Here is a 12,349-nt window from a genome sequence, read left to right as displayed (position 1 = left end):
TTTCTATCCTCTCATTCCCGGCATTCCCATTCCGGGCATCGGGTGGCGGATCGAGACGAACAATCCGAACCAGATCGACCAGAGGCCAACGGCAATCAGGACCAGTCCCGTGATGATCGGCATGCGGCGCGACAGGCCGCCCAGCCAATCGATCGCCCGGCGCGCCGGCGCGAACAGCACCGCGACGACGAGCGGCAGCGACAGCACCAGGCCGAACAGCGCGAGCGAAAGAAATCCCGCGGCGAGCGGCCTGCCGTCCGCACCACCCGCCGCGACCGTGCCAAGCAGGGCAAGGACAAGAGGCGCCGCGCAGGAAGGAATGTTAAAGCCGAACAGCACGCCCAGGCCGAGCGATCCACGCAGGTTCGACAGACGGGCGAGGCTGGGACCGAGCGCGACCATCAGACGTCCTGTCTGGCCGGTAAGAACAAGTAGGCCGAGAATGGCATAAAGGCTGCCCAGGGCGATCCAGACATCTTTTTGCACACCGAGGAACAGACTTCCCAGGAACGCCGCGAGCATGCCGAACAGGCCGATCGTCACGGCGCGGGTCAGGGCAAACCCGATCGTCTCGACCAGCTTGCGTCGGGCACTCTTGCTTTCGAGAAATCCGACGAACACCAGCGTAGTGCCCAGCGTGCAGGGTTCGACGAAACCCAGCAGACCGAGCCCGATCGGCAGCAGAACGGTCGTGACAGCGACATTCGGCGTCATTGTCGGGCCGTGACCCGGTAGCCTGGGCGTTCGATGGTCGCTGCGAGACGATCTTCCGTGACGATTCCTGGATCATACAAAACGCGAGCCTCGCCGCTTGCGAACGAGACCGAAACCGCCTTCACGCCCGGCTCCTTGTCCAGCAATACCTTGATGGTGCTGGCGCACCCGTCGCAGCGCAGACCCTCGATCCTGAAAATCGTGTTCTTCATCGCGTGTTCTCTTTTTTATGCTTTGTGCAGGACGATTTTCTCGGGTTGGTGTGCTGGCGCCTCCCATTCTCGGCGCACCCGCCGGAGCGAGGCGTCAGGGCGTCCATGATCGAGCACGCCTGTAAGGCGCCTTGGCCGGGGCAGGCCGCAATCAGCCGCTCCAGCGCGGCGCCGATATCCTGGAGCCGCTGGATCTTCCGCCGCACGTCAGCACGTTTCGCTACAGCCTGCTCCCGGACTTCCGAGCAGTCGGTAGCGGGATCGGCCCGCAGGGCCAGCAGTTCGTGGATCTCGCGCAGCGAGAAGCCGAGCTCCTGGGCTTCCTTGATGAACCGGATGCGCCCGACCGTATCGGCGGAATAGCGCCGCGCGCCCGAACCGTCCGGCTTCGGCGGCTGTCGGACCAGATGCTGCCGCTCATAGAAGCGGATCGTCTCGACGCCGACACCCGCCGCCCGCGCGGCCATCCCAATGGTCAAATCTGCTCTCATCTCACCACCTCGTGCCCACTATGGCATCCGTACCATAGTACGGAGTCAAGGGGGGGGGGGAAATTCGCAAGGATCGCGCCATGGGAGATTGCGTCTCCCGTTCTCTCTACTAGGCCGGGATTTTACTCCGGCCCCGAAGCGTCCATGCGCCCCGGCGCCGCAGCACGGCAACGTAATAGATCCCGGCGTCGCCCTGCACCGCCCGATACCGGAATGACGCTGGGCGTTCGGCGCTTCGTTCACGTTGTTCTTCTCACGCCGCCGTCGCGGGCTGCCCGACGCTCATGACCGCGTCGAAGAACAGGCGCGGGTGTCCTTCGAGCAAAATATGCTCGAAAATTACCTATCCGAGCCCCGGACACCGTTGCGGTTAATAGGGGTCTTCTCGACCTGCTGAGCAGGCAAGGTATTTTCCGAGTCTATGCCGCTCGACGCACGCCTTCTATGATCCCGTGTTTGATCCAAAACCGTCCGTCTCATCGGCGCGGCCCAAAGTAGCGCCCGTCCAGAACTTGGAGACTCGAGCGTGAGCGAAATGAACGCGCTGCGAATTATGATCGTCGATGACGATGCGATGATCACGTCGCTACTTGCGATGATGCTGACCGATATGGGTCACGAGGTCTGCGCGGTCGAAGGCTCCGAAGAAGGCGCCGTTGCCGCCGCGGCCCGCTGCCGGCCGGACCTGATGATCGTCGATGCGCGGTTGGGCAGAGGCAGCGGCGTCAGTGCGGTCGACGCGATTCTGCGGACTGGACCTGTCGCCTACGTGTTGACCAGCGGCGGCCGTATCCATGCGGCTCAGACTGACGCGGCCATGAGAGCCGCTTCATTCAAGGCCGAACACATGGCTGCACCCGACCAAATGTCATCCCGAAAGAAAGCTCTTGCCAAAACGGCGCCGTCCACACATGTCTTTCCATCGGCTGACGCCGATGGAAAGACAGCGGAGGTAATCCATTTTTCCACAGCACGGCATTGAACAAATGGATTGCTTCCGCCTCGCAAGCTCGCCGTCGCAATGACGATCCAGGCTCAGCTACGGGTTAAAATTCAGGCCGGCTGGTATCATATCAAAAAAACTGACCCGCAAGTGGGCCATCACGGCCTGCCCGTCCCGGGTTCGGCGAACGGCGTGTCGTCTCCGGTCCACGTGGCGGCGAGCGCCAGCCTTGCCAGCGCCGGGAGCGACGCCGCGCCCGTCTTGTCCATGATCGCGGCGCGATGGGCCTCGACCGTGCGCTGGCTGATGCCGAGATCGGCAGCGATGTTTTTGTTCGGATACCCGGCGAGGATCATCTCCATGATCTCGCGCTGCCGCGCCGTCAGGCCGGCGATGCGCCGCGCCGCGTCCTCCCGCCAGGCGGAACGTTTGGTCGCGTTGCTCATCTGTTCGAGCGCGTGGTCGATGCTGGCGAGCAGGTCGCCGCTTCCGATCGGTTTTTCGATGAAATCCAGCGCCCCCGCCTTCATCGCCCGAACCGCCGTCGGCACGTCGCTGCTGCCGGTCATCATGATGACCGGCAGCCGATACCCCGCCTCGTGAAGGTGCGCCAGCAGATCGAGCCCGCTCATGCCGGGCAGGTAGGCGTCCAGCAGAAGGCAGACGGCACCGCCCGAATGGTAGGCATCGAGGAACGCTTCGCAACTGGCATAGGTTTTGACGGTCCTGCCCTCGCGTTCGAGAGCCGCGCGAAGTGCCTCGCGGACGCCGGGGTTATCGTCCACGATACAGATGGGTGGGGCTGATCCGGCACCGGCCGCCACGGGTGGCGATTGTGGTGCCGGCCGCGGCGCGGCGAGCAGACGCTGGATGGCGCTGGTCAGTGCGGTCAGTCGCACCGGCTTGTGGAGCGCCACGCAGTCCTCGCCGGCAATGTTGCGCAGGGCGTCGGTCGAGATATCGCCGGTCAGGAGAATTGCCGGCACCGGGCGGCGCAGCCGCTGCCGCAGCGTGGCCGCAAGCTGCAAGCCGTTGACGTTGCCGGGCAGGTTGTAGTCGGTGAGGATGAGGTCCGGCTGGAGCCGTTCGCGCGCCACCAGGGCGAGGGCGGCAGCGCCGTCTCGCGCGGCCGCCGTACGGTGTCCAGCCTCGGTGAGAAACAGGTCGAGCAGGGAGCGAATCTTGGGATCGTCCTCGACGATCAGGATCGTGCCGGTGTGGCTGTCCGATGCGGCGATATCTCCCGCTTTCTGCCGGCGCGCGTGTTGCGGTAGCGTCTCGTACGGCGGCAATGCGACCTCGATGGCGAAGACCGAGCCTTTGCCGGGGCGGGACCGCACCTGTACCCGATGTCCCAGCAGGTCCGCCAGCCGCTGCACGATCGACAAACCAAGGCCGAGACCCCGGCTGTATTCCCGCGCCGCATTGTCGATCTGGTGGTATTCCTGGAAAATCGCCGAGAGTTCGGCTTCGGGAATGCCGATACCCGTGTCCCAGATCTCGATACGCAGCGTTCCGCCGTGCCGGCGGCACCCGAGCAGGATTTTACCGTGCCTGGTATATTTCAGGGCGTTCGACAGCAGGGTGCGGACCATCTGTTCAAGCAGATGCGGATCGCTTCGGATCGAAAGACCGCACGGCACCACGCGCAGAGTCAGCCCTTGCGCCTTCGCCAGATAGGCGAACTCGTCGTCCAGCCGTCCGAGCAGATCGCCGATCGGGAAATCGACCAGGTCGGCATGCACGGCGCCTGCCTCGATCTGGTTGATATCGAGCAGGGTGTTCAACATGCTCAGCATCGCGTCCAGGGTCTGGCCCAGCTTTGTGGTAAGGTCCCGCGGAATGTCGCCCTGCCCCTGTTTCTCCAGCATGCCCTGGATCAGAACCAGGGTCTGCAGCGGCTGGCGCAGATCATGGCCGGCGGCGGCGAGAAATCGCGACTTCGCGCGATTGGCGAGTTCGGCTTGGTGCTTGGCCGCCGCCAGCGCATCCGCCACATGCCGGCGCTCGGTAATATCGGTGAAGGTGATCACCACGCCCCCCACCCCGCCATCATGGGTGCGATACGGCAATATCCGGCGGTTGAACCACGCGCCTTGCCGCGCCTCGATCTCGCGCTCGATCGGCGTCAGGCTGTCCAGCACGGAAGTCGCGTCGCCCAGAAGGGTATTGTCGTTGGTGGGCGATCGCAGATCGGCCAGCTTGCGCCCGATATCGCCTGGGATCACGTTGAACAGCGCCTTCGTGGCAGGGGTGAAGAAGCGGATGTTCAGATCGCGATCGAGAAACAGGGTCGCGATGTCCGTGCTGTAGAGCACGTTCTGCAGATCGTCCGAAATGATGCGCTGGCGTTCCAGGGTTTCCTGCAACTGGCCGTTGAGCGCGGTCAGTTCCTCGTTGAGCGACTGCAACTCCTCCTTCGAGGTCAGCAATTCCTCATTGGTGGACTGGAATTCCTCGTTGGCGGACAACGCCTCTTCGTGGATGGCCTTCTGGTCCTGCGAGGCGAGTTCCAGATTGCGGATCGCGCCGCGAAGCTCGGCCTGGGTCGCGGCCAGTTCATGTTCCAACTCGGCGACGCGCGGATCGGCGGACGATCCGGGGGGCGCGGTTTTCTCGCGTGCCCGCGCCGGCGCCTCGACGAAGCAGACCAGAAATAGTGGCTCACCCTCGTTCGGCACCGGCTGCACATCGATGTCGAACGCCACCTTGCTGCCGTTCGCCGCGAAACTGCCTCCGGCGATGACGATGCGGGCATTGTGTTCCATCGCCCGGTGGATTGCCGAGCGTAGCTTGGTGCGCATGCCCTGCCCCGTCATCGCCAGCAGATCATGGGAGGGATGGCCGGGTGCGATCCGCAGATAGCGGTCGATCGGGCCCAGCGAATACAGGGTTTCATTCTTTTGGTTGATCAGCACCGCCGCGGGTGCGTGGGTTTCCAGCACCAGGCGCCGGCACAATTCGGCGAAGCCGGCCTGGCGGGTCGGCGAGCGTTCCTGTGCCTGTCCATGTCCGTGGCCCGGCTGGGTCAGCGCGCGTGCGCCAGGGCCGAAGCCGATCGAAAAATCGATCTCGCCCGGCCGCCTGCGCCCGACATGCCGATACAGCCGCTCCGGCTTCGAAATCACCTCGAACCGCTGGTCGGCGCCGTTGATCGTTTCCGAACGGCCGAGCAGAAGGACCCCGCCTTCGCGCAGCCCGAAATGGAACATCGAAATCACCTTCGCCTGTGCTTCCGGGCGCAGATAGATCAGCAGGTTGCGGCACGATATCAGATCGAGGCGCGAAAACGGCGGGGTCGCGGAAAAAACTGGTGACGTTGATCAGCAAGTCGCGGGCCAGCAGATCGAGTTCGGTCTTGTCGGTCTGCAATCGCTGGAGGTAGCGCCCGCTGTCGGCGGGCTTGATCGCCGCCAGGGCCATCCGCCGCTCGATCCTGCGCTGCAGCGTGCCCGGCTTGTAGAGGGTAAAATCATGCGCCGTCCTGCTGCGCAGAAGTCCGATGATGTCGGCAAGCCAGGGCGCCGGCGCGGCGTGCGGCTGTGCCTCCGGGGCCGACTCACCTTCCGGCTCGCTTGGCGGGACGGGATGGGTGCGCAGCCGGGCCAGCGCCGCGGGAATTTTCGCCACCGCGAGCACCTGATCGACCACGCCGGCGGTGATGGCGCTTCGCGGCATGCCGTCATAGGCGGCTTCCTCGGGGGCCTGCGCGATGACCCGCCCACCCTTCATCCGTATTTGCTTGGCCCCGGCGCAGCCATCGCTGCCGGTTCCCGACAGGATGACGCATACCGCGCGGGCGCCGTATGCATCCGCCATCGATTGCAGCAGATGGTCGAACGGCAACCGTGCCCCATGGCGCGCCTGCGGGCGTGACAGATGCACCACGCCGCCACCGACCGTCAGATAAGCGCCGGGCGGAATCACGTAAAGCTTGTCTGGTTCGACCGCCATGCCGTCGGTCGCCTGACGCACCTGCATCGCGGTATGGCTGGCCAGGAGCTCGACCAGCATGCTCTCATGGGTGGGGTCGAGATGCTGGACCAGAATCAACGCCATGCCGTGACCGGCGGGCAGTGCGTCGAGCAGTTTGCGGCACGCATCCAGGCCGCCGGCCGACGCCCCGATGCCGACCACGGGGAAGCCGGCGTCGTCTCGCCCGCCTTCAGGTGTGCTGGCCGACGCGATCATGACGAAGCTATCCGAGTTTAGAACATGAAGGCATTCGACATCAAAATAATCGCTTTCGACAAGAAAATTAATCGATATGACGATTATGGCGGCGAAGCAAACCGAAACGGCGCCGGTTACCGGGGGCGGCACACCCATCGCGCCGCAGACCCTCGATTCTGAAAATCGCATTCTTCGAGCCCCGCCGCGGCGAAGCGCCCGTGCGTCCATGATCGAGCATGCCGACAGCCGCCCTGTTCAGAGCGGCTGTCTCATCTATCTACGTCAGCCCCATATTTATTCGGGCCCCCGCAGCGTCCAAGCGCCGCGGCGGCGCAGCACGGCCAGGTAATAGATTCCGGCGGCGACCGCGATGCCGATCGTGGTCAGCAGGCTCGGCCGCCCGATCACCGGGTCGAGATAATTGGCATAGATCACGTAGCCCAGCACCAGCAGCGCCGCGACGGGAGCGAGCGGGAAGAACGGCATTTTATAATGGGCGTGCGCCGTGCTGCCGCGCATCCGTCCGAGGATCGCCGCGATGCAGAGCGATCCATAGACGAAGATGATCCCGGTGCCGGTGACGACGAACAGGACGTTCTCGTTCACGAAGCACGCCGCCACCGAAAAACCGCCGCAGATCAGCGTCGCGATCCAGGGCGAATGGAATTTCAGGTGGATTTTGCTCAGGGCGCGGTCGATGGCCGGCGCCCACACCGAATCGCGGCCGGTGCTGAACAGGATACGCGCGGATTGCAGCGTGGTGGCGATGACCGCGTTGAAAATCGCCAGGGCAACGCCAAGGCTGATGATGGTATTGATCTCGCTGCCGCCCCTGCTGACGATGAAATCCCCGAACATGTTCGATGAGCCAAGCAGCGCCTTGAGGTCGGGCGCACCCAGAAGAACCGCGGTCAGCGGCACCAGCTCCGCGAGAACGGTGATGACGAGCGCCCAGAGGATCGCACGGGCGATGTGCCGTGGCGCATCGTGGGTTTCCTCGCCGAAATACACCGCGGACCCGTAGCCGTTATAAGCGAAGATCGCGATCGAGGTTGCCATGCCGATGCTGGCGAGCGGCGCTGCGATCAGATGCCCATGGCTCAACAGCACAGGATGCGTGATGAGGCTGGCGAGCGGCCGGCTGACATGCAGGAATCCCAGCACGACCAGAACGATCAGCGCCAATATTTCCAGCAGCAGGAACAGTCCGGTAATCACCGCGTTGGTGCGGATATTCAGAATCGCGATGATTGTGGTCGAAACAATGGTGGCAACGGCGGTCCAGACCACCGACAGATGGGGAAACAGAACGCTCAGATAGGTGCTGACGCCGAGCGCCAGAACCGCCGGAATCAAAATGCTGCCGACGAGCAGGATACCCAGAACGATGAAGCCGGCGAACGGGCCGACCACCCGTCCGACGATCGCATACTCGCCGCCCGTCAACGGAAACGCCGAAGACAGCTCGGCGTAAACAAGAGCCATGAAAACCCCGACAATCGCGGCGAGAACCATGCTCAGAAACGCGCCGGAACCGCTCGTCTGCATGATGCCCGGCACGATGATGAAGACAGAGGATGCCGGGGTCACCGAAGACAGGGTGATGAACAGCACCCCCAGAACCTTCATGCCGCGCTTCAGGTTTCCAGCAGGCACCCATGCGGGTGCATCCTTGTCGATCGCGTCTTCGATCAAAGCCATTTTTACCTCCCGTTGGATAGTCTTTTAGTCTTTTATCTGTCGTCCGTTCTAACGGTTCGTTTCAATGCGCCCCGGCCGTCGGACCGCGCTGCATCAAGACACACGAAGCCAATCGATCGGGATCGATCGCGTGCACCACGCGCCCGTCTTTTCCAGTCATGGTTTCGGCGGCGAGCAGCGCATTGAGAATCGCTTCATCGACGCTCTCGACCGTCGCGATGAAAAGCCCGTCCAGATCGTCATTGGCGATCGCATCGAACCGCAGCAGCGCCGGCTCCGGCACTTCGCCGGGATCGTTCGCCGTCGAAAAGGCGATGAATATATCGCCGGAATTGTTGCCGGACGGCGTGCCGCCGCGGCCGATCCCCAATGAGGCGCGTCGCGCCAGACGCTGGAGCTGCGTCGGCAGCAGCGGCGCATCCGTCGCGATCGCGACGATGATGGAGCCGCGTTCGGCGGACCAGAAACTGTTCTCCGGCAGCATCTCCCCGACCGGCACGCCACAAACGTTGAGCCAGGGCCGCAATCCGTGATTCGCCTGCACCAGCACGCCGAGCCGGTAGGTCCCTGCCCTGGTCGTCACGACCCGCGACGCCGTGCCGGTACCCGCCTTGAACTCGTACGCGATCATTCCGGTGCCACCGCCGACATTGCCTTCCGCCACCGGCCCGGATGCCGCCGTATCGATCGCCCGGAGCACATGCTCCTCGCGCAGATGAAGCCCGGCGATATCGTTCAGCCATCCGTCGAAGGTCTCGCCGACGACCGGCAGCGGCCAATGGGTATTGCCGACTTTCTCGGGAAAATGCCGCACGAGCCAGCGCAGCGTGGCATGGTGCGCGATGCCGAGCGAAAACGTATTGGTGATGGTGATCGGCCCGGTGAACCACCCGGCCTCCTTGATCCAATGGCAGCCGGTCAGTTCCCCGTTGCCGTTCATGGCGAAAGTCCCGGCCCAGACCGGATGCAAAAGCGCGTCGCGCTGGCGCGGCAAGATCGCGGTCACGCCGGTCCTGATACCGGCATCGTCGTTGATCAGCGTGGTGAAGCCGACGGAAACGCCGGGAATGTCGGTAATGGCATTCAACCGTCCGGGTGTGCCCGGCAGCGGCAAACCGATGTCCCGTGCGCGCCGGCACGGGGCGGGAGATAATAAACTTGACATGCCTTCTTTTCAGTCCTCGCTTTTGTCATTACTTCCAGCAAGCTTGGCACTTTGACGATGCGCAATGATATTCCCAAAAAGAGGTATCGCGCGATCGCCCTTATACCTATTGGAGGGTATAATCGATGATGCTGCCGGTGACGGATTTGGCGTTTCACCAACGCCTGGGACATCTCGTGGAGCGTCTCGACTCCGGCCAGTTCTGGCCGTCCCTCGCGACCTTCCTGCGCAAGCTGGTCCCGTTCGATTCCTGGGTTGCCGTGATCTTCCGCGGCGGCTACCCGCCGATCGTGCTTTACGAAGGCGGCGCGGACGAGACCGAGGATACGCTATTCATCGAGTACGTGAACAGCCTCTATGTCCTCGACCCGTTCTATCAGTTTTCCCTGACCCGGTTCACGCCCGGATTGTTCCGAATCGACGATGTCGCGCCGGAACATTTCCGGGAGACCGAGTATTTTCGCCATTATTTCGTCCATAATGTCGTCGCCGACGAGATCCAGTTTCTGCTTCCCTTGCCCGATCTCGGCGTTTTGTCGCTCTCCCTCGGCGGCCAGGCGCGATTTACCGATGCCGAAATCGGCGCGCTGTGCCTCTACACGCCATGGCTGCTGCCGCTGATGCGCCAGGCCACATACGCCGACGGCAACGGCGCGCTGAAATCCTCAAGATTGCAGAACGATCCCGACCAGCTCGTGCGCCTGGAGGATTGGCTGCGCGAGAAAGCCAGGCCACCGCTGACCGACCGGGAGGTTCAGACCACCCTGCTCATTCTCGGCGGGCATTCGGCAAAAAGCATTGCCGGCCAGATGGGAATTTCCCCGGAAACGGTAAAAATCCACAAGCGCAATCTCTACCGGAAACTGGGCGTATCGTCTCAGGGCGGCATCTTCGCCCAGTTCATCAAGCGATTGGCATAGACCACGGCTTATACCAACCGCCGTAGCCTACGACTCACGACTGACGCTAACTCGTCATTGCGACACCGAGCGTCACGCGAAGGCGTGCATTCGCGTGACGCGAGGGGGAAGCAATCGATTTTTCCATGCACAGCACTGCAACAAAATGGATTACCTCCGCGTCGTTCCAGCAATCCCTTGGATTGCCGGAACCTTCGACGCTCCGCCACGCCGGCTGCGCCGGCTCGCAATGACGGGGGGGGGATGGGTCATTGTCCAGGCCGGTTGGCTTTACGCCGCGAGAATCGCCATCGCCTGCCGCTTGAGATCGAGAAATTCCGGGTCGAGCGTCATGTCCCAATGGCGCGGGCGCGCCAGCGGCACAACCCGTTCCAGGGCCACCCTGCCCGGCCGCGCGCTCATCACGATCAGCCGGTCGCCGAGCAGGATGGCTTCGTCGATGTCGTGCGTGATGAACACCACGGTCGCGCGAATCCGCTCCCACAGCCCGAGCAGGAATTGCTGCATGGTATGCCGGGTCTGGGCATCGAGCGCGCCGAACGGTTCGTCCATCAGCAAAACCCGTGGCCGCATCACCAGCGCGCGCGCGATGGCGACGCGCTGCTGCATTCCCCCCGAAAGTTCGTAGGTGCGATGGTTCTCGAATCCTTTCAGGCCCATGACCTCGATCAGCTCATCGACCCGCGCCCAATCGATCGATCGCGCGGACTTCATGCGCAGGCCGAAGGCGATATTGTCGCGCAGCGACAGCCACGGATAGAGCCCCGCCTGCTGAAACACCACCACGCGATCCGGCCCCGGCCTAGTGACATTCGAACCGTCCAGCGTCAGCCGGCCGGCACTGGGCGGCGTCAATCCCGCCAGCATGTTCAGCAGCGTCGATTTGCCGCATCCCGAAGAGCCGAGAATGGTCACGAAGGTGGCATCCTCGATCGTCAGCGACACATCGTCGAGCACGCGCAACGGGCCGAAATCCTTGCAGACGCGATCAACCAGAATTGGCATCGGCGCCGCCCCTACTGCGCCGCCGCGGCGAAGCGCGGCTCGACCGCTTCGGCCGGGTTTTTCGGCAGAGACGTGATCCGGCCGATCTTCAGCAGGACCTTGGCGGTATTCTCAAGCGTCTTGGTCGTGGCCGAATTAGCAACATTGCTGCCGGAGCCGAGCACATTCTGGGTCGTCTGATCCTTGGCGGAGAAAATCTGATATCCCGCCAGCTCGGATTTCGCGACCGGCAGGGTAACGCCCGCGGCTTTCGCCATGATCGCCAGCGCCTTCTTGGGATGCTGCTTCGTATAGGTCACGCCCTGATCGAGCGCGCGAACGAAATCGGTGGCCAGCTTCGGATGTGCCGCAACCCATTTGGTGTCGGCGATGCAGATATTGTAGGATGAGGCATCGGGCGGCAACTCGGCATCGGTCTTGAGCACGCGCCCGCCGAGCCCGCGCAGCGCGTCGAAAACCGGGTCCCAGACGATCGCGGCATCGATGCTTTTGGTGGTCCAGGCGACGCGCATTTCCGGCGGCGACATGTTGAGCTGGCGCACGCTGCCGAACGGCACACCGGCTTCGGCCAGAAACGTCGCCAGTTCGAACGAGGATTGCGAGCCCTCGGCGATCGCGATCTTCCTGCCCTTCAGATCGGCGACAGTCTTGATCCCCTTTCCCGGCCGCACGACGATTCCCGCCGCCGTCGTATAGCGCTCCTGATTGAACACGATGGCGAGCGGCAGGCCCTGCGAAATTCCCGCGACGAACGGCGGCACGCCGAGCCCGCACATGAATTGCAGGCTGTTCGACGCCAGGGCGCTCATCGCCGCCGGGCCGGACGCGAAGAATTTCAATGTCACGTTTGCCGGAATCGTCTTCTGGAACAGGCCGAGCGACTGGGTCACCATGTAGGGATCGGCGCCGTTATTCTCATAACCGATGACCACGCGCGGTTTCGCCGCATAGGCGGCTCCCAACCCGCCGATCATTGTCGCCGCCGTCAGGCTTGCAAGGAGAATTTTACGCGATGCCGTCATGAT

Annotated in this window: 11 protein-coding genes and 1 pseudogene; 3 read left to right on the top strand and 9 right to left on the bottom strand. The window is 63.3% G+C overall.

Annotation, left to right across the window (positions count from 1 at the left end; translation table 11 throughout):
* Nucleotides 1-3 precede the first annotated feature (3 nt).
* The 3 genes from AiwAL_RS06715 to AiwAL_RS06705 are packed head-to-tail and all read right to left on the bottom strand — an operon-like array spanning nucleotide 4 to nucleotide 1,405.
* Nucleotides 4-714 carry a cytochrome c biogenesis protein CcdA gene (locus AiwAL_RS06715; RefSeq protein ID WP_262312366.1) on the bottom strand — a complete coding sequence of 237 codons (711 nt, stop codon included), beginning with the start codon at nucleotides 712-714 and terminating at the stop codon, nucleotides 4-6.
* Complete coding sequence (locus tag AiwAL_RS06710; RefSeq protein WP_013640708.1) at nucleotides 711-926, bottom strand: heavy-metal-associated domain-containing protein; 216 nt, start codon at nucleotides 924-926, stop codon at nucleotides 711-713. Before AiwAL_RS06710 ends, AiwAL_RS06715 begins: the two co-directional genes overlap by 4 nt.
* Nucleotides 923-1,405 (bottom strand): MerR family DNA-binding protein, encoded by a 483-nt coding sequence (locus AiwAL_RS06705; protein WP_316044766.1) that lies wholly within the window; start codon nucleotides 1,403-1,405, stop codon nucleotides 923-925. Before AiwAL_RS06705 ends, AiwAL_RS06710 begins: the two co-directional genes overlap by 4 nt.
* A gap of 547 nt (nucleotides 1,406-1,952) precedes the next feature.
* Between AiwAL_RS06705 and AiwAL_RS06700 the strand changes: the two genes are divergently transcribed.
* Nucleotides 1,953-2,399: a response regulator gene (locus AiwAL_RS06700; protein ID WP_235704188.1), complete on the top strand. Its 447-nt coding sequence runs from the start codon at nucleotides 1,953-1,955 to the stop codon at nucleotides 2,397-2,399.
* 119 nt (nucleotides 2,400-2,518) lie between these two features.
* Here the strand turns inward: AiwAL_RS06700 and AiwAL_RS06695 are convergent, their stop codons facing one another.
* A complete protein-coding gene (locus AiwAL_RS06695) occupies nucleotides 2,519-5,605 on the bottom strand; it encodes a response regulator (RefSeq protein ID WP_262312379.1) in 3,087 nt (1,028 codons plus the stop codon).
* Between the two features lie 172 nt (nucleotides 5,606-5,777).
* Nucleotides 5,778-6,551 (bottom strand): annotated as a pseudogene (locus AiwAL_RS06690) (chemotaxis protein CheB); the annotation flags it as partial.
* A gap of 24 nt (nucleotides 6,552-6,575) precedes the next feature.
* On the opposite strand from AiwAL_RS06690, the gene AiwAL_RS06685 reads away from it, so the two are divergent.
* Complete coding sequence (locus tag AiwAL_RS06685) at nucleotides 6,576-6,713, top strand: hypothetical protein (RefSeq protein ID WP_262312365.1); 138 nt, start codon at nucleotides 6,576-6,578, stop codon at nucleotides 6,711-6,713.
* Between the two features lie 114 nt (nucleotides 6,714-6,827).
* Here the strand turns inward: AiwAL_RS06685 and AiwAL_RS06680 are convergent, their stop codons facing one another.
* Entirely contained in the window at nucleotides 6,828-8,234 is a 1,407-nt protein-coding gene (locus tag AiwAL_RS06680) for an APC family permease (protein WP_235704142.1), read from the bottom strand.
* Nucleotides 8,235-8,295: 61 nt separating this feature from the next.
* A complete protein-coding gene (locus AiwAL_RS06675) occupies nucleotides 8,296-9,399 on the bottom strand; it encodes a P1 family peptidase (RefSeq protein WP_235704143.1) in 1,104 nt (367 codons plus the stop codon).
* A gap of 125 nt (nucleotides 9,400-9,524) precedes the next feature.
* Between AiwAL_RS06675 and AiwAL_RS06670 the strand changes: the two genes are divergently transcribed.
* Nucleotides 9,525-10,319, top strand: a complete 795-nt coding sequence (locus tag AiwAL_RS06670; protein ID WP_235704144.1) for a helix-turn-helix transcriptional regulator — start codon at nucleotides 9,525-9,527, stop codon at nucleotides 10,317-10,319.
* A 270-nt stretch (nucleotides 10,320-10,589) separates the two neighbouring features.
* Here the strand turns inward: AiwAL_RS06670 and AiwAL_RS06665 are convergent, their stop codons facing one another.
* Together AiwAL_RS06665 and AiwAL_RS06660 are read right to left on the bottom strand one after the other, a co-directional pair.
* The gene (locus AiwAL_RS06665; RefSeq protein WP_235704145.1) at nucleotides 10,590-11,324 is read right to left on the bottom strand and encodes an ABC transporter ATP-binding protein; all 735 of its coding nucleotides are present in this window, start codon (nucleotides 11,322-11,324) and stop codon (nucleotides 10,590-10,592) included.
* Between the two features lie 11 nt (nucleotides 11,325-11,335).
* Nucleotides 11,336-12,346, bottom strand: a complete 1,011-nt coding sequence (locus AiwAL_RS06660; RefSeq protein WP_235704146.1) for an ABC transporter substrate-binding protein — start codon at nucleotides 12,344-12,346, stop codon at nucleotides 11,336-11,338.
* Nucleotides 12,347-12,349: the final 3 nt, after the last annotated feature.

It is taken from the genome of Acidiphilium sp. AL (assembly GCF_025499445.1).
GTDB classification, from domain to species: Bacteria; Pseudomonadota; Alphaproteobacteria; order Acetobacterales; family Acetobacteraceae; genus Acidiphilium; species Acidiphilium iwatense.
Note: the sequence above shows the minus strand (reverse complement) of the source record. Positions and strands in the feature narration are given on the sequence as shown.